This window comes from Streptomyces sp. NPDC088116, from assembly GCF_044741745.1.
GTDB lineage: Bacteria > Actinomycetota > Actinomycetes > Streptomycetales > Streptomycetaceae > Streptomyces.
The window spans coordinates 1-13,720 of sequence record NZ_JBIUTF010000013.1 but is presented as its reverse complement, the minus strand read 5'-3'; the positions used below and the strand labels follow the sequence as shown (position 1 = coordinate 13,720).

Sequence of the window (13,720 nt, the reverse complement as noted above, 5' to 3'; positions counted from 1 at the left end):
CATGACCGTTGGCTGGAGATCTGCCGCCGCACCGGAACACCGCCGGGGACCGGTCGACGTGAACGCATCGCCCGCAGCCAGCTCTTCCGACGTCTCAGCGGCCTGCCGAGTCTGTCCCCGACGACCTGGGTGGGCTCGACAGTGCAGAGTTCCGGGCGACGGCCTTGCACTTCACCGCGCTTCAGACTCCCGAACTCGCACACGCCCTACAGCAGGAAGCCCTTGAGTTCCTGGCCTTGCACCACATCCACGGTGAGCCCGTGACCTGGCAGCCTCCCACCGCCCTGCTGGCCGGACTGTCCCTTCCCGGACCTGACCCTGCGCACGTCGCCCTACCCCGCCTGCACCAGCTCGTCCGAGAACGCCAGCACCCCGTTCAGCACGCCGCCAAGGTCCTGGGCACGACCGTCGAGGCCATCCGGCATGTCCTCGACGAACACCCAGCCCCCGCACCCCCGCTGACGAAGAACGCCGCCAGAGCCACCGGCCGCATCCGGCAGCAAGCCCGGCAAGCCATCCCGGCAGAGCGCTTCACCCAGCTCTACCGCGACGGACACCGGACCCTCCAGCAGATCGCCATCCTCACCGGGTTCTCCCGCAGAGTGCTGACCGATCTCGCCAAGGAGTACGACATCCCGCTCCGCGAGGGCCCACAGGACTACAAGCGTCGCGGCACCGTCGAACGGGACTGGCTCATCGAGCAGTACGTCCACCGCCGCCGAACTCTGCCGGATCTCGCCCGCGAAACCGGTATGAGCACCGCGAACATGGCCCGCTGGGCCCACACCCACAACATCCCCCTCCGGCCACGCGGCGGAGCCAGCCACCACACCGCCCTCCGCACCGCCGACGAAGCTGAAGGGCATCCTGCCGTCCTCCGCAAGGCGCTGACCGGTCCATACGCACGGCAGCGGCTCTCACGCTTCCTGGCAGCCCGGACCTATCCCACCCTCACCGAAGCGGCCAGAGACCTCGGCATTCACCAGTCGACCCTGGTGATCCAGATCAACCGGCTCGAAGCCGACTTCGGACAGCCCCTCTTGGTTCGGGCCGAACGCGGCATGGCCATGAAGCTGACTCGATTCGGCAAGCGCGTTGTCGCGGCGGCTCGGAAGATCCCGGCTGAAGGGGCGCGAGGGCACGAGATGATCGCGTCATGACTGAGATCGTTCTGATGTCCGACCCGAAGGTCGCAGCCGTTCCTGTTCGGGAGTGCGGTGACCGGCTCGTGGATTTGCGACGAGATGCTCGCCTGATGGTCGACGAGCGCAAATGGCAGGACTCTGCTGGTGCCTTCGCCTACCTGCGCGAAGGAGTGCTCGACCGCCTCCTCAAGGCTCAGGCACAGCTACCCCAAGGGATGCGGCTGCTGTTCGTCGAGGGGTATCGCCCGCCGTCCCTTCAGCGCCACTACTTCGACAAATACGCAGCTCAACTGTGTGCTGAGCATCCGGAATGGGCCCCAGACCAGGTCCGCTCGGCAGCTAGCCGCTACGTGTCCCCTTCCGAGATCGCACCGCACAGCGCCGGAGCAGCTGTTGACCTGACGCTTGCCGATGACGACGGCTGCGAACTCGACATGGGTACGCGTATGAACGCGACTCCAGAGGAGAGTGCGGGCGCCTGTTACACGCAGGCCTACAACATCAGCGACAAGGCTCGTTCTCATCGGAACATCCTGAGCACCGCGCTCGCCGCTGCTGGCCTGGTCAACTACCCCACGGAGTGGTGGCACTGGTCATACGGAGACCGCTACTGGGCCTTGGAAACAGGGGCGGCAGTCGCCCGCTACGGGCCCAAGGAACTCGACCAACCGCAGATTTCGCGCCCGCATCAGAAGTAGCTCGCCACCGGGTGCCGGCCGGCGGCTGCGGTCGGCACCCGAGGAAATGACATGTTCGTGAGACGAACTCGGCATGACATGGCGTGAGACAGCCTGAAGAGCCGCAGGTCGGAGCGATGCCCTATGCCATGGATCGCGAGATTCTACACCTTTGTATGTGGGTTCTCAAGATCGGCTCCTGCTCACGGACAGGGTTCGCGTCGGCCAGGGGACGGTCGTTCCAGGTGTCCGGCATCAGGACTCCTCCTCAGCAGCGCCGTCTACATGTTCGACTGGCTGATCTTCATGGGTTGGTCAGCTTGTGGGCCAGGTACGCAGGAGGGCGGTGATGTCGCGGGCGGTGCAGGTGGGGGTGAGGAGGAGGTCACGCAGCGCGGTGGCGTGCTCGCGGGTGGGCTTGACGGTGATACCGGAGGCTTCCAGGTACATGACGCCGGTGGCGGCGGCGACGGCGAGGTTGGAGCGTTCGAGCCAGCGGCAGCGCCCGAGGGTGTGGATCAGGGCTGCGGCTCGGGTGTAGGGGCCGTCGTAGACGGGTTGTTCGAGGAGTTCGGCGCGGTGGCGGGCGCAGGCGGCGACGGGGACTCCGTAGTCGTCGGGGGCGGGGTCGCCCGCGCCGGCGAGTTCGGCGACCTGCAGGATCCAGGAGACGTCGATGTGCAGGTCCATTACGCGGCGTGGGCTCCCGGGGCGTCCGTGGCCTTCTCGGCCTCGTCGAAGATGTGCTGGTGTTCGTCGAGGAACCGTCCGGCTGCGCCGGTGGCGCGTGCGCGCAGGCCGCTCGCGTCCTCGAGGACAAGCTGCGCGAGGTAGTCCCCCAGGGGCAGTCCCCGGTCGACGGCTCGTTTGCGTGCGAGTTCGGCGATCTCCGAGTCGATTCGGGCACCGAGCTGTGTCTTGGCCATACCCGAACGGTAACAGCCGTTACCGCGCGGGTGCAGGGGAGGCGACTCCGTGGCCAGTACAGATCGGGGACGGCACGGAGCACCTGATTGACGCGGTCCATGACGTTCGCAGCGACAGCGCTATCGCAGACTGCCTGCTCCCGTCACCTCTCGGTGTTCAGAATCATGAAGTTCTCGGGGTGCGGCACTGGGGTGAATCCGGCCTTCGCGTAGACCTCGTGCACGTCGTTTGTCGACAGGAGAACGCGCTTGAGCCGGCAGTCCCGGGCCCAAGGGAGCGGGACGGCACGGCGGTCGAACGCTTGGCCGTAGCCGGGGGCAGACATGAGAAAAGGCCCGCGAGCCGGACGCACAGCCCCATACTGGTCTTTCCTTGACCGGAGGGGAGCGCGGAGTTGGCCATCGAAGGTGAACAGGCGGCTCAGAAGCGCACGTTACGGGGTGATCGGCACACCCTTTCGTGTACCTGCTCGCTCTGGCCCTCGAAGGAGCGGAGGCCGGCGGCGTAGCGTGATGGTGTTGGCCGTACGGAAGACCGGGAGAGGGGTGTCGGAGCGGATGAGCGAGACGGCGGTGACGTGGCGGGCGCACGTCGGCGGGGAGCTGGTGGAGATCCCGGCGACGATAGACGGGGTCCGTTCCGCTCTGGCCTGTGATCCCGAGCGCCTGGCGGAGTTCGAGGCCCAGCTTGGCAGTACCCCCGCCATGGAGCTCCCCGCGGTCCTGGCCGCGTATGCCCTGCCTCAGCAGGCGTGGGACGAGACCGACGCGACCATCGAACGACTCCGGGCAGGGGACTTCTCCGGCTGCACTCCCCTGGACGACCTCGGTGGCGACACCAAGGTGTCCGACCCGGAGGTGGCGTGAGCCGCTACCGGGTCCAGTACACCGACCAGGCCACCGTGCAGCGTCGCTCGATGCCCGCCCAGACCCGCGTGAGCGTCGACGACGGGATGCGCCGACTCGCCTCCGACCCGTACGGGCACGGTTCCATCCAAGCTCCCCGCAGCCGGGGCAAAGACCGCAGGATGCTGACCGTCCCCAACGCCATCGTCGTCTACTGGGTCCACGACGACGTCCTCGTCATCACCGCCGTCGACATCATCCACTGACCCCGGGGTACAGCAGTGCGGCGCGAGGCCAGGGTGATCCGTTCCACCCACAGCCTTGCCGTCACGCTCACGGCCTTACTCGGCTGGTGGCGCAGCCGGCACGGCTGGACGCGCACACGTCGCGAATTACCTGAAGGACAGCAGGCTGGTGTAGCTGACGCGACACCGGGATGCGACGGATCGTCGGTGACCCGTACGGCAAGGACTCCGGCGCCGATGGCGCCGATCGTGCGGCCCGCGCCGCGTCCGCTCGCCGCGCCCGACCCGGTCGACGGCGACGGCCAGGAGCAGGAGCTCGTCCTCGAGGACCTGACCCGTGAGCACGCATCGACCAGTACGGCGAGACGTCGGCCAGGAGGCTGTTCAGCCACCAGCTGGTCGATGAAGCGCAGCGGCTGGCGGGCACGCACCACCTGGTCCTCGGACACGCCACCTGGGGGGGGGAGGCATGAGCGAGGGCGAGGTGTCCGGGGTCGACCTGGCCCGGGTCGCGCTGCGGGCCGTGATGGAGACGGCCCGGAAGAACGGCGCCGGCCATAAGGCGAAGAAGAAGCCGCGGCCCGTCACGGCGGTGCGGCACGACGGGCGCGAGCCGATGGGCCTGGGCGCGGCGATCGGCGCGCTGGTCACCGAGCGGGCCTGGGAGCCCCGGCCGTCGGCGCGCGACGCTTCGGGAGCGGTGGGCGGCCATCGACCCGACCATCGCGCAGGCCGTGGAGCGGCAGTCCCGGGCCCTTTACGCGCAGCGCGCACGTGCCTTCCCTGACGACCTGTCCGTCACAGACGCCGCCCCGACACCGATCCAGGACGCGCGCACCGACGGCCGCCGCGAAGTCGACGCCGTCCACGCCCAGGCACTCCGCCGGGCCCGTACGGAGCGCGCGGGCCTCCCGAAACCGGTGTCCGGCTGGAGCGTTCAGCATGACGCCAGGCGGCGACTGCTGCGCGCGACTGCCTTCGGTCCGGCGCTCACGGCCGGCCGGCGTCGTGAGCCTGCATGGCGTCCAGCGCCCGCAGCGTTTCCCGGGACGCCTCCCGCGCCCTCTTCTTGGCGAGTTTCTCAGCGGCGACGGCCCGCTCGTACACCGCGCGCACGGCGGTCACTTCGGGTGCCTCTCCCTGCGGGGTGTGCCACCGGGCGTCCCGCCAGGCCCGGAACTGCGCGGTCCCGTCCTCTTCTTCCCGCCGGGTGCCGTTAGTACGGGGCCGGGGCGGGTCCGGCAGCGGATCACGCAGCGCGGCCCGTGCCGCGACCGTGCAACCGGGCACCGGTTCCAAGGCATGGTCCAGCGGTCCGCCGTACTGCCGGGCCGCCGCGATCAGCAGGTCCACCGCGTCCAGCGCGCTGTAGATCCCCACAGGCGACCAGCCCTCGCGCGCGCCCGCGTTGAGGACGTCGGCTGCCGTGTCTGCCAGCGCGTCGAGCAGGGCGGGCAGCGTCGGCTCCAGGGAATCGCTCATGCTCCCGTCAACGAGTACCGGTCGACCCGGGCACGCCAGCTTGTGGCCCCGGTCCCGCGCACGCGCACGTTTATTGCCGATCGGCGATAAACGTCGGACTCCGCTCACCGCACGGCAGCGCCGCCGGACCTGGCGGTGGGAACACGGCGGCCGCTACCTGAACAACGCGTTCACCACGGTCGCGGCCGTACTCGGCTGGCGGCGCGGCCCGCACGGCTGGACACGCCGGACGACGGCCGACGACCACTGACCAAACCGATCGCCGGTACGTCCGCCCGGAACACCGCTCCGGCACTTGATCAGGATCCAGCCACACAAATACTTTGCGTCAATCATCGGTAACCGAGGGGTGTGGGTGGGTGATTGCGCGGTACACAAGGGGACTCAGAGGCCCGTCCTGAGCAATCACGCAGGAGGGCCATGGCCTGACAGGGGGCGGCCGGTGCTGACGATCGACGTGGCCATTCTGCTCGCGGTCATCGTGATTCTGCGACTGCGCCGCCGGACCGAGGCGAGAAGCCGGCTCGACGAGAAGTTCACCGTCGTCATCGTGCTGGCCTTGGGCGTACTACTCGCCCCCACCCCAGTCGGCCAGGGAATCCTCGAGTTCCTGACCCAGCTCATCCAGGGCGTCTCGCAGTCCAGCTTCTGAACACCGGGCGGCCGCGCGAGGCGGCCCTCTCTTCGTCAGCGACTCCGTCCTCACCGCCGCCCGCGCCGCCTGCCCCTGAGTCCTCCAGCAGGGCAGTGGACCCCATCGGGCGGACCTTGTGGAACGCCCTCGCGGTGTCGTGGCCGGCGGTAGCGTTCGACTGATCGGATACCGGTATGGGGAGGGCGGCGTCGTGCTGTTTCCTGATGTGGTCACTTTGCCTGATCTCGCCGCGCATGAGGCGCAGGCACTGCGCTCTCTGCACGTGTCGCACGTGGAGCTGCAGCACACGTACGAGTCTGCGCAGGCCGCCAGCGGACGTGCTTCTCGCACCCACGAGATCGCGGAGGTGTACACCGACGGCGATCTCTTCACTCACCACCCAGAAGCGTTGCTCGAACTCAGCCACCTCGCCACGGACTACGAGCGGGAGGTCGGCATGCTCGCCTGGCGCTACGCCGGCGCGGCGATCGTGCTGGGCGTCACGGTCCTGGACCGGCTGATCCAGTGCCGGCCGCCGCTGGCCGAGGACACCGTGACCCGCCTGTGCGAGGAACCCACCCTGGGCGAGCTGCGCTCCGCACTGTCGATCCCGCACACCACCCTGTTCCTCGCACGCGGCCAGAAGGTACGGCAGGACTCGGAGGACCGCCGCCAGATGGCGATGAAAGGCATGGAGAACATCTTCTCCAACGCGGCTGCCGTCTCGGACCGCAGCGCACACGATCCCGAGATCGAGACCGCCCTGCTGGCCGAGGTCAGTCCGCCGAACAGGGACCCCCTCTACGACGGCATCCTCGAGTACCTGTTCGCGTTGGCCGAGCAACTGCCCTACGAAATCAGCTGGTACCTCAAACGGTCCGGGACACAGACCTCTGCCAGGGGAAGGTCGCTCACCTCGCTGCGCCAGGTCCTGAACTGCGACGCGAGCGCCACCGCGACCCGCCAGGGCCCGGACACTGGAGCCGGCCCGGCTTGGAAGGTGTACCTGTGCCCCGCTCACTCCGAAGCCCTGCCCGCGTGGCCCGGCCCGCTTGCCCCCGGCGCGGTCCCCGAGCACCCGTGCGGAATCGTGCACGATCACCGCGGGCCTGTGGAGCTCCTGCGCTCTCACGCCGACCTGTGGCTCACCGAACTGTCCGGACTGCCGCGCGAGGTGTTCGACGGGGACTGGACCGACGCTCTGCGCCGGGCGTGCGAGGTGCTGGATGCCCGGCTCGAGGAAGAGAGCCAGGCGGACACCGATGCCCCCGGCGTTCTTTCCGACGTGGCGCTGATGACCAGCATGGCCCACGATGCCGCCGCCGACGGCAGCCTCCTCCAGGCCACCACATGTCTGAGCCACGCGGAGACCCTCGCCCTCCGGCTCTGATCTGACAGTGGCGCTCGGGCCGGCGAACAGGACCGACGGCTGCGCGCCGCCCTCGACGCGGCGGCGGGCGCTCGCTCCATGCACGACCTGGCAGGCCCGCCGACTGGCAGCCGCGTCCGGGCCGGACATGGACGCCGAGCCGCGACCTGGGCGCGCGTACCGTACGGGGCAGGAAGGAGGCCCACCGTGGACGCCACCCTCAAGACCGTCATCGGCGGCCAGCTCGTGGAGCTGCCCGGCACCATCGCGGCCATCCGCGCCACCCTGGACACCGACCGCATCCTCGAGTTCGACCGGGAGATCGCACACGTCCCCGCCGCCGAGCTCCACGCCGCCCTGGTGCGCTGGGCGCTGGCCGGCACCGGCGCCGACGAAGAGGACGACGCCCTCTTCGAGCGCCTGGCCCGCGGCGAGGACATCGGCGCCACCAACGCTCACGACTCGGAGGTGGCGTGAGCCGCTACCGCCTCCAGTACGCACCACCCGCCGACCAGGCCCGCGCCGAAATGAGCACCTCGCTGCGCACCCGGTTCGACACCGGGATGCGACGGATCGTCGGCGACCCGTACGGCAAGGACTCCGCGCCGATCGACAAGGACGACGACCGCCGCCAGGCCGTCGTCGCCGACGTCCTGATCCGCTACTACGTCAGCCAGGACGTCCTGGTGGTGACCGTCGTCCGCGCCGTCTACATCTGAAGGCCCGGCGAGATGTTCTTCTACCGGCGTGCTGCGGGTTCACCGCGCAGCAGGTCGGGGCGGGCATCGGCGATCGTGAAGGCCCGCGTGAGCCCTACCAGTGCGCGGTCGATCTGGTAGAGGCGTGCTTGCTCGTCCCGTTGGAGGAGTCGGGAGGAGCCGGCCGGGCCGACGTGGCGCTGTACCGCCTTGACGCTGGTCAGCGTCCCGCCGATTTTCGCCTTCGGGATCGGGGTGGTCGGATGGTCGGCGAAGTGCTGCTGGACTTCGCCAAACGAGGCGGTGCCACCCAGGTCGATGATCCGCCGCAGCACCGCGCGGGCCCCGGGCATCAGGGAGGCGAGCATCCGGAAGAGCGTCTGCTCGCTCCACCCGTCCCCGATGTCGTCGCCGCTCAGGTCCCGTGGATCGGGGCGGGGGTCGAGGGCTGGTGGTTCCGGCCACTCAGCAGGGGTAACGGGGCGCAGCCCGTAGGCGGCCTGCACGGCGGCAATGGCCTGTTCGTAGGTGTCCGTTTCGGTGTCGAGTGTCAGCCGCACGCCGCCCCCTTCGTGATCGCTGCGGCCATTCTTTCCCAGGTCGGCCATGTGCTGGGGTGCAGGCGGTGTACGCCGGAGCGTTGCTTCATCACCCGTTCGGCTGACAGTGAATCAAAGCGGCTCCAGGCCGGGCTCCGTCTACGAAACTGCGGTCCGTGTTGACTACTTCTCGTTCGCGCCGAGCCACGACTCTCTCCTCGTTCGCGCTGCTCGCCATCGCCTTCATGACCGGCTGCTCCACGGATTCCCCACCACAGCACTCCGAACGGCTACAGAAGGCCGCTGGGCTCAAGGTCTTCTACGTTGAGACATCTAAGGAACTCTGGGAGAAGACCTCTGACCAGGAAGGCCGTGACGGCCCTGACCTTGAGATCAAAAGCACGAGCAAAGACCTCGACAACGGCCTGGTCCAGGTCGCACTGACGGGAGTCAGTCTCACCAACTACCTCCGGGTCCTGGACTACATGGGTCATGGCGGTGCGGACTCGAAGAACTTCGGCAAACACCGTCAAGCGGAGTCCATCCGCATGTACAACGAGATCTCCGGAGTTCTGGACGACACCACGAAGCGCCCGGACCCGAAGGACCCACCGCTCCGCGCTGTCGTCGACGATGCCTTCGTCGAAGCGAAGAGCAAGTAGACGGAACCGGCCTCGTATCCGGGTCGGCGGGCGGGCAGTGTCCTCCGGTCAGGTTGACCGCGTGTCGGCTGGTACGTCCGTGTTCCGCGAGTGCTCAACGATGACGCGCCCTGAGGGGTGATGGCCTGCGGGGTTCGTACCAGCGCCGTCAGCCTGCTCACCCTCTGGCTCCAGCGCTACCTCTGACGCCGTGCCGGGGCCCGCCGCACCGCGCGCGGCGGCCCCTCGGCCCTTCGACGCACCGGCCGCGATGCTTCCCCGGATCACGTCTCCGTGTCGGTGTCGACCTCTGTGCTCTGCTCGATGTCGGCGGTCGTGAGATCGCCGGCGCAGAGTGCGAGTGCTACGGCGTGTGCACGATTCCGGGCGCCCAGGATGCGGTAGGCGGCGCCGAGGTGGCGGGAGATGATGTGAGGGCCGACGCCGTAGACGACACCGATCTCCGCGTCGGAGCGCCCGTTGGCGGCGAGCGCGAGGCAGCTGAGTTGCCGGTGGTTGAGGCGGTCGGTCATCGTCTCAGCCTTCCCAGTGGATGTCGTTGTTGGCGAGAGCTTGCCGACGGCCCCGTCGAACGGGGCCGTCGGGTTGCGCGTGACCTGGATCAGTGATCGCTCTTCTTGTTTTTCTTGGTCTTGTTCTTCTTGTTCTTGCTCGTGGCGATGAACTTGACGCCGGGGGCGATCTCGGTGGCTTCCCCTTCGGCGTGGGTGATCTCTGTGTACGTGTGGCCGTCGGAACCGGTGACGGTGCGCTTGCGTGTCCAGCTCATGCCAGTCTCCTTCTGCGAGGTGTGTGGTGCGCGGTCGTCAGACGGTGGCGAGGGCCAGTGCGGCAGTCACCAGGATGGTGATGTGCGCGGTCTGGTCGACATAGGCCGATCCGCCGTTCTGGGCCCACGCCGTCGATCCCGTGTGGGTCATCCACCAGGTGACCGGCCAGCGCCTGTCGATGACCGCGTGTGTTCCGCCGATCCACGCCAGCGCGGCGATGACCGGTAGCACGCCGACGTCCAGGCCGAGTGCGACAGCGCCGACGGTCAGCGTCACCGCGCAGGTGACGACATGCGTCGCGGCGTGCGAGAGATTGGCCTGCCAGCCGCTGAGGGTGCGGTCGGCCTTGTGATCGGCCTGGTGGTCGGTCTGAAAGACGTAGTCCGCGAGGAGATGCCCGGCGTAGAGCAGGATGAACAGTGATGGGAACATGGAAGCGCCTTCCGGCGTCTGACTGGTGGTCGGGTTTCGGGTGGTACGGGGTGGCCGTGCGCCTGGCAGTGGACGGTCACCCTGGTGAAACGTGGACGGCTGATCACCGGGTCAGAGCGGGATGATGTCCTCGCGCATGGTGAGCAGCTCGCGGTCGTCGTCCCAGTCGATGACCCACTCGCCCAGTGCGCGCCGTACGGCGGTGCCCTGCTTACTGGTGTCGCTGCGGAGCGTGACCCGGCTGCCGGCCTGGAGGTTGGCGACGGCGTTCGCGATGAGCTTGTCCTGGGTGTCGCGGGAGCTGAGCCGGGCGGCGACCAGTTTCTTGACCTCGGCGGGCGGGCCCGAGCGAAGGCCGCTCTCGTCCACGTAGTGGCCGCGTTCCGCGTATCGCCTGGCGATCGTCTGGTAGCGGGACTTGGCGGTGGACCGGGAGACATCCAGCGCGGCGCCCAGGGTGCCCCAGGACGCCTGGTACTTGTCCCGCATCAGGAGCAGCAGCAGTTCCAGGCGCCGTTCGGAGTGTTCCGCGAGCCAGTTGACACCGAGGGCGAGGTGGTAGGCGTCGTCGGCGTGGATCGGGCTGCCGCCCTCGGTGGGCTTGGGGAACGTACGCAGGAACGACTGCAGAAACCCTTTGGCGATCCAGCCTTCGAGGACACCCGTCGGGTCGTCCTCTTTGTTCCAGCGGATCGTCAACTCGTTCTGGCCGTCCTCGGTGGTGGAGAGCTGGTGCTCCATGGAACCCCCCTGGGCAGTGTGTACGGATCTCGTACAATAAAAACTGTACGAGATCCGTACAGCATCGGCAAGAGGGAAACGCCCCGCTTCCCCAGTATGTCCGTATCACGGGCACCTCGGGCAGGACGGTGAAGGAGAGGGCCAGCTGCAGAGATCGCCGACGCACTCGCGCTGGCGACCCGCCAGTCCGCCGAAAGGGGATGACTCCTCGCCGAGGGCTGGTCATCGGGTCGCATCCGATCAGGCGTGGATATATCTGTCCATCGATGTTTGACGCCTGGTCAACAAGTGTGTGATTTACGACACTTGATGTCTGGAAGGCTGGGTGGGAGTTGCGGCCGGGGTTCTGTCCGTGCAGGTCAGGCGGGCGGTACGCGATGCGGTTGAATCTTGCAATTTGTGTCCGCTCAAGTGCTCAGCGTGATTTCTCGTGGTGCCCCATCAGTGAATCGCGGCCGGAGTCGCTTAGGTGATGAGTGAGACCCAACGGGCCTCCGGTGCGCTCGTGTTGCCGTGCGCCCGCCACTCGATGATGAGAGACCCCCGCGATGATCATCTCCGAAGGGAGACGCGCGTGAACGGCGAAGTCCACCACGAGGACGCTTCGTTCCAGGAGGGGCCGTTGACCCGGCCGGCCCTGGACCTTCCGCTGGAATTCGAGGCCTTCTACCTCGGCCATCAAGAACTCTTCCACGACTACGCGGAGGTCCAGTTCGGCAGCCGCCCGTCGGCTGAGGAAGTGATCCACCAGGTCTTCCGCGAGATCCTGGGCAGCTGGACCGACCTCCTGAACTCCGGAAACCTGGAGCAGCAGGCCTGGGCGATCGTCCGTCAGACCGTCGGTGACCAGATGGCCAGGGACGGCAGGGAACCCGCGTTCGTCCTCAGCGGCCCCATCGCGCAGGCACTGCGCCAGGACCAGCGGTTCTCCCAACTCGAAGGCACCACGGGCCTGTACGAGGCCATAGCGAAACTGCCCCAGCGCCACTTCGAGCTGATCGTGCTGCGGTTCGTCCTGAAGTACTCGGCCGACCGGGTCGCGTGGTACCTGGGCCTGACCGGCGCCGCGGTGGACTACTACATCGACGACGCCAAGGACCGGCTGCTCGTCCACATGGAGAGCGCACGCCAGGCGCTGGAAGCCGAGAAGACCAAGGCAGGGGAGGACGCGGTGGCGCTGGTCGTGGCGCTGCGCTTCGCCCGCCAGCAGCTGGCCGTGATGGCGAGTCCCAGCTACAGCACCCTCGCGGAACTGGAGCCCCGCCAGTTCGACGTCCTCGTGCTGCGCTGCGTGCTGGACTATCCGGTACGGCGGATCGCGGGACTGATGGGGCTGCACGAACGGACGGTCGACCATCACCTCCGCAAGGCCAAGGAGCATTTCACGGAGCTGTTCACCCAGCACGACGGCCCGGACGGCAACAGGGGAGAGGACCAGTGACCTCGACCATCGACGACCTCCTGGCCCGAGCATCCGTCCCCACCTCCGACCCCCGCACGTTCGACGTCGCGGGCGCGCTGTGCCGGCTCGCGGCCGACGCGGCCCGGGTCTCGTCACCACCGGAGATCGAGCGGGCGACACAGGCCGGCCACATGCTGGGCGTGGTCTCACGCTGGGCGATCAACGCGCCGGACGCCGCCGTGCACATGGCCAAGGTCGTCGAAGACCCGGATACCGATGACCTGCTGACCCTGGAGCCGATGGATGCCAACGGCGCGATGGTCTTCGCCTGCCTGCTGTATCTGACGGGACATCCGCAGTCAGCCCAGTTCTGGTGGCAGTTCGCGGCCGGAGCGGAAAGCCGTGCAGCCGCCTACTGCCTGCACCTGCACCACCGCCATCTCCAGGAACTCCGAGAGGCCTGGCACTGGTATCAGCAGGCGACCACCCCGCAGACCCCGTATCCGGATCACTGGGACCCGCTGGACGAAGAGTTCATCGGCGGCCTGGAGGCGGTGGCCCGCTACGTCCGGCGCCACGGGTCCGGCGCATCCGCGCCCACCGGCGGCCTGGAAGGCGAAGTCGACCGGCTGGCCTCCAGGAAGATCAGCCCGGCACCCGCTATCGTCCGCCGGCCCGACCGGCGTCTGGCCGACCAGCTCCACCGGTTCACCACACGCCACCGCTGACCCGCCCCTACAAAACAGCAAAGGAGCCCTGCTCCGGCCGTCGGTTCCGAGGCCACCGACCGGAAGGGCTCCCTGCACGACGCACCCCGAGAAGAGGAACATCTCCATGCACCATATCCCCCAGCCCCTCCCGGACGAGGCCGTCACCCGGCTGAAGCAACTCGTTCGACGGGCTGCACGACACCGCCGGGCGGCCGCCGGCCACATGCTGCGCGGTGCCTGCTACGGCATCGGCACCGGCGCCGTCAGCCTGCTCACCCTCTGGTTCCAGCGCTACCTGTGACACACGCGCCGGGGTGCCCCCCCCCGGGGGGGGGGCCCCCCCCCCCCCCCCCCCCCAGCCCCCCCCCCCCCCGGGGGCGCCGGCGTGGGCCCCCCCGCGGACGGCGGCCAGGACCCCGGGGGGGGGGCCCGCCCCGCCCGC

At 68.5% G+C, this 13,720-nt stretch carries 22 protein-coding genes; 14 read left to right on the top strand and 8 right to left on the bottom strand.

The window, feature by feature from the left end; genetic code table 11:
• Window positions 1-260 precede the first annotated feature (260 nt).
• Both ACIOJD_RS33715 and ACIOJD_RS33710 read left to right on the top strand, forming a co-directional pair.
• On the top strand, window positions 261-1,160 hold the full coding sequence (locus ACIOJD_RS33715; RefSeq protein ID WP_401920230.1) for a LysR family transcriptional regulator: 900 nt from the start codon (window positions 261-263) through the stop codon (window positions 1,158-1,160).
• Window positions 1,157-1,843 (top strand): M15 family metallopeptidase, encoded by a 687-nt coding sequence (locus ACIOJD_RS33710; protein ID WP_401920227.1) that lies wholly within the window; start codon window positions 1,157-1,159, stop codon window positions 1,841-1,843. The genes ACIOJD_RS33715 and ACIOJD_RS33710 overlap by 4 nt, the downstream gene beginning before the upstream one ends.
• Before the next feature lie 294 nt (window positions 1,844-2,137).
• Here the strand turns inward: ACIOJD_RS33710 and ACIOJD_RS33705 are convergent, their stop codons facing one another.
• Both ACIOJD_RS33705 and ACIOJD_RS33700 read right to left on the bottom strand, forming a co-directional pair.
• The gene (locus tag ACIOJD_RS33705) at window positions 2,138-2,512 is read right to left on the bottom strand and encodes a fic family toxin-antitoxin system, toxin component (RefSeq protein WP_401920225.1); all 375 of its coding nucleotides are present in this window, start codon (window positions 2,510-2,512) and stop codon (window positions 2,138-2,140) included.
• The gene (locus ACIOJD_RS33700) at window positions 2,512-2,748 is read right to left on the bottom strand and encodes a hypothetical protein (RefSeq protein ID WP_401920222.1); all 237 of its coding nucleotides are present in this window, start codon (window positions 2,746-2,748) and stop codon (window positions 2,512-2,514) included. Before ACIOJD_RS33700 ends, ACIOJD_RS33705 begins: the two co-directional genes overlap by 1 nt.
• Before the next feature lie 558 nt (window positions 2,749-3,306).
• Here ACIOJD_RS33700 and ACIOJD_RS33695 point away from each other — a divergent pair.
• From ACIOJD_RS33695 to ACIOJD_RS33685, 3 genes are all read left to right on the top strand, one after another.
• On the top strand, window positions 3,307-3,615 hold the full coding sequence (locus ACIOJD_RS33695) for a hypothetical protein (protein WP_401920220.1): 309 nt from the start codon (window positions 3,307-3,309) through the stop codon (window positions 3,613-3,615).
• Complete coding sequence (locus ACIOJD_RS33690; RefSeq protein WP_401920217.1) at window positions 3,612-3,860, top strand: type II toxin-antitoxin system RelE/ParE family toxin; 249 nt, start codon at window positions 3,612-3,614, stop codon at window positions 3,858-3,860. Before ACIOJD_RS33695 ends, ACIOJD_RS33690 begins: the two co-directional genes overlap by 4 nt.
• Before the next feature lie 448 nt (window positions 3,861-4,308).
• The gene (locus ACIOJD_RS33685) at window positions 4,309-4,626 is read left to right on the top strand and encodes a hypothetical protein (protein WP_401920214.1); all 318 of its coding nucleotides are present in this window, start codon (window positions 4,309-4,311) and stop codon (window positions 4,624-4,626) included.
• 203 nt (window positions 4,627-4,829) lie between these two features.
• Here ACIOJD_RS33685 and ACIOJD_RS33680 read toward each other — a convergent pair whose 3' ends face one another.
• On the bottom strand, window positions 4,830-5,321 hold the full coding sequence (locus ACIOJD_RS33680; RefSeq protein WP_401920212.1) for a hypothetical protein: 492 nt from the start codon (window positions 5,319-5,321) through the stop codon (window positions 4,830-4,832).
• A gap of 73 nt (window positions 5,322-5,394) precedes the next feature.
• On the opposite strand from ACIOJD_RS33680, the gene ACIOJD_RS33675 reads away from it, so the two are divergent.
• The 5 genes from ACIOJD_RS33675 (at window position 5,395) to ACIOJD_RS33655 (ending at window position 8,043) form a co-directional block, all read left to right on the top strand.
• Window positions 5,395-5,571 carry a hypothetical protein gene (locus ACIOJD_RS33675; protein ID WP_401920210.1) on the top strand — a complete coding sequence of 59 codons (177 nt, stop codon included), beginning with the start codon at window positions 5,395-5,397 and terminating at the stop codon, window positions 5,569-5,571.
• A gap of 192 nt (window positions 5,572-5,763) precedes the next feature.
• Window positions 5,764-5,973, top strand: a complete 210-nt coding sequence (locus ACIOJD_RS33670) for a hypothetical protein (RefSeq protein WP_401920208.1) — start codon at window positions 5,764-5,766, stop codon at window positions 5,971-5,973.
• Window positions 5,974-6,166: 193 nt separating this feature from the next.
• Complete coding sequence (locus ACIOJD_RS33665) at window positions 6,167-7,345, top strand: hypothetical protein (protein ID WP_401920206.1); 1,179 nt, start codon at window positions 6,167-6,169, stop codon at window positions 7,343-7,345.
• 186 nt (window positions 7,346-7,531) lie between these two features.
• Complete coding sequence (locus ACIOJD_RS33660; RefSeq protein ID WP_401920204.1) at window positions 7,532-7,801, top strand: hypothetical protein; 270 nt, start codon at window positions 7,532-7,534, stop codon at window positions 7,799-7,801.
• Window positions 7,798-8,043: a hypothetical protein gene (locus ACIOJD_RS33655; protein ID WP_401920202.1), complete on the top strand. Its 246-nt coding sequence runs from the start codon at window positions 7,798-7,800 to the stop codon at window positions 8,041-8,043. The genes ACIOJD_RS33660 and ACIOJD_RS33655 overlap by 4 nt, the downstream gene beginning before the upstream one ends.
• Before the next feature lie 20 nt (window positions 8,044-8,063).
• On the opposite strand, the gene ACIOJD_RS33650 is transcribed toward ACIOJD_RS33655, so the two are convergent.
• Window positions 8,064-8,582 carry a hypothetical protein gene (locus tag ACIOJD_RS33650; RefSeq protein WP_401920200.1) on the bottom strand — a complete coding sequence of 173 codons (519 nt, stop codon included), beginning with the start codon at window positions 8,580-8,582 and terminating at the stop codon, window positions 8,064-8,066.
• Window positions 8,583-8,737: 155 nt separating this feature from the next.
• Here ACIOJD_RS33650 and ACIOJD_RS33645 point away from each other — a divergent pair, with 155 nt between their 5' ends.
• Window positions 8,738-9,223, top strand: a complete 486-nt coding sequence (locus ACIOJD_RS33645) for a hypothetical protein (protein WP_401920198.1) — start codon at window positions 8,738-8,740, stop codon at window positions 9,221-9,223.
• 263 nt (window positions 9,224-9,486) lie between these two features.
• On the opposite strand, the gene ACIOJD_RS33640 is transcribed toward ACIOJD_RS33645, so the two are convergent.
• The 4 genes from ACIOJD_RS33640 to ACIOJD_RS33625 form a co-directional block, all read right to left on the bottom strand.
• Window positions 9,487-9,735, bottom strand: a complete 249-nt coding sequence (locus ACIOJD_RS33640) for a helix-turn-helix transcriptional regulator (RefSeq protein WP_401920195.1) — start codon at window positions 9,733-9,735, stop codon at window positions 9,487-9,489.
• Window positions 9,736-9,824: 89 nt separating this feature from the next.
• Window positions 9,825-9,992, bottom strand: coding sequence for a hypothetical protein (locus tag ACIOJD_RS33635; RefSeq protein WP_401920193.1), 168 nt, complete (start codon window positions 9,990-9,992; stop codon window positions 9,825-9,827).
• Between the two features lie 37 nt (window positions 9,993-10,029).
• On the bottom strand, window positions 10,030-10,425 hold the full coding sequence (locus ACIOJD_RS33630; protein WP_401920191.1) for a DUF3307 domain-containing protein: 396 nt from the start codon (window positions 10,423-10,425) through the stop codon (window positions 10,030-10,032).
• A gap of 111 nt (window positions 10,426-10,536) precedes the next feature.
• Window positions 10,537-11,166: a hypothetical protein gene (locus tag ACIOJD_RS33625; protein WP_401920188.1), complete on the bottom strand. Its 630-nt coding sequence runs from the start codon at window positions 11,164-11,166 to the stop codon at window positions 10,537-10,539.
• Between the two features lie 574 nt (window positions 11,167-11,740).
• Between ACIOJD_RS33625 and ACIOJD_RS33620 the strand changes: the two genes are divergently transcribed.
• The 3 genes from ACIOJD_RS33620 to ACIOJD_RS33610 all read left to right on the top strand — a co-directional run bounded on the left by ACIOJD_RS33620 (window position 11,741) and on the right by ACIOJD_RS33610 (window position 13,579).
• Window positions 11,741-12,607 (top strand): sigma factor-like helix-turn-helix DNA-binding protein, encoded by an 867-nt coding sequence (locus tag ACIOJD_RS33620; RefSeq protein ID WP_401920185.1) that lies wholly within the window; start codon window positions 11,741-11,743, stop codon window positions 12,605-12,607.
• Window positions 12,604-13,296 carry a hypothetical protein gene (locus ACIOJD_RS33615; RefSeq protein WP_401920183.1) on the top strand — a complete coding sequence of 231 codons (693 nt, stop codon included), beginning with the start codon at window positions 12,604-12,606 and terminating at the stop codon, window positions 13,294-13,296. Before ACIOJD_RS33620 ends, ACIOJD_RS33615 begins: the two co-directional genes overlap by 4 nt.
• Window positions 13,297-13,402: 106 nt before the next feature.
• Window positions 13,403-13,579 (top strand): hypothetical protein, encoded by a 177-nt coding sequence (locus ACIOJD_RS33610; protein WP_401920180.1) that lies wholly within the window; start codon window positions 13,403-13,405, stop codon window positions 13,577-13,579.
• Window positions 13,580-13,720: the final 141 nt, after the last annotated feature.

Bases quoted from the DNA above. Each gene is read 5' to 3' on its own strand.
- ACIOJD_RS33710 (WP_401920227.1), top strand. From the start codon at position 1,157: ATGACTGAGATCGTTCTGATGTCCGACCCGAAGGTCGCAGCCGTTCCT.
- ACIOJD_RS33705 (WP_401920225.1), bottom strand. From the start codon at position 2,512: ATGGACCTGCACATCGACGTCTCCTGGATCCTGCAGGTCGCCGAACTC.
- ACIOJD_RS33700 (WP_401920222.1), bottom strand. From the start codon at position 2,748: ATGGCCAAGACACAGCTCGGTGCCCGAATCGACTCGGAGATCGCCGAA.
- ACIOJD_RS33695 (WP_401920220.1), top strand. From the start codon at position 3,307: ATGAGCGAGACGGCGGTGACGTGGCGGGCGCACGTCGGCGGGGAGCTG.
- ACIOJD_RS33685 (WP_401920214.1), top strand. From the start codon at position 4,309: ATGAGCGAGGGCGAGGTGTCCGGGGTCGACCTGGCCCGGGTCGCGCTG.
- ACIOJD_RS33680 (WP_401920212.1), bottom strand. From the start codon at position 5,321: ATGAGCGATTCCCTGGAGCCGACGCTGCCCGCCCTGCTCGACGCGCTG.
- ACIOJD_RS33640 (WP_401920195.1), bottom strand. From the start codon at position 9,735: ATGACCGACCGCCTCAACCACCGGCAACTCAGCTGCCTCGCGCTCGCC.
- ACIOJD_RS33635 (WP_401920193.1), bottom strand. From the start codon at position 9,992: ATGAGCTGGACACGCAAGCGCACCGTCACCGGTTCCGACGGCCACACG.
- ACIOJD_RS33630 (WP_401920191.1), bottom strand. From the start codon at position 10,425: ATGTTCCCATCACTGTTCATCCTGCTCTACGCCGGGCATCTCCTCGCG.
- ACIOJD_RS33625 (WP_401920188.1), bottom strand. From the start codon at position 11,166: ATGGAGCACCAGCTCTCCACCACCGAGGACGGCCAGAACGAGTTGACG.
- ACIOJD_RS33610 (WP_401920180.1), top strand. From the start codon at position 13,403: ATGCACCATATCCCCCAGCCCCTCCCGGACGAGGCCGTCACCCGGCTG.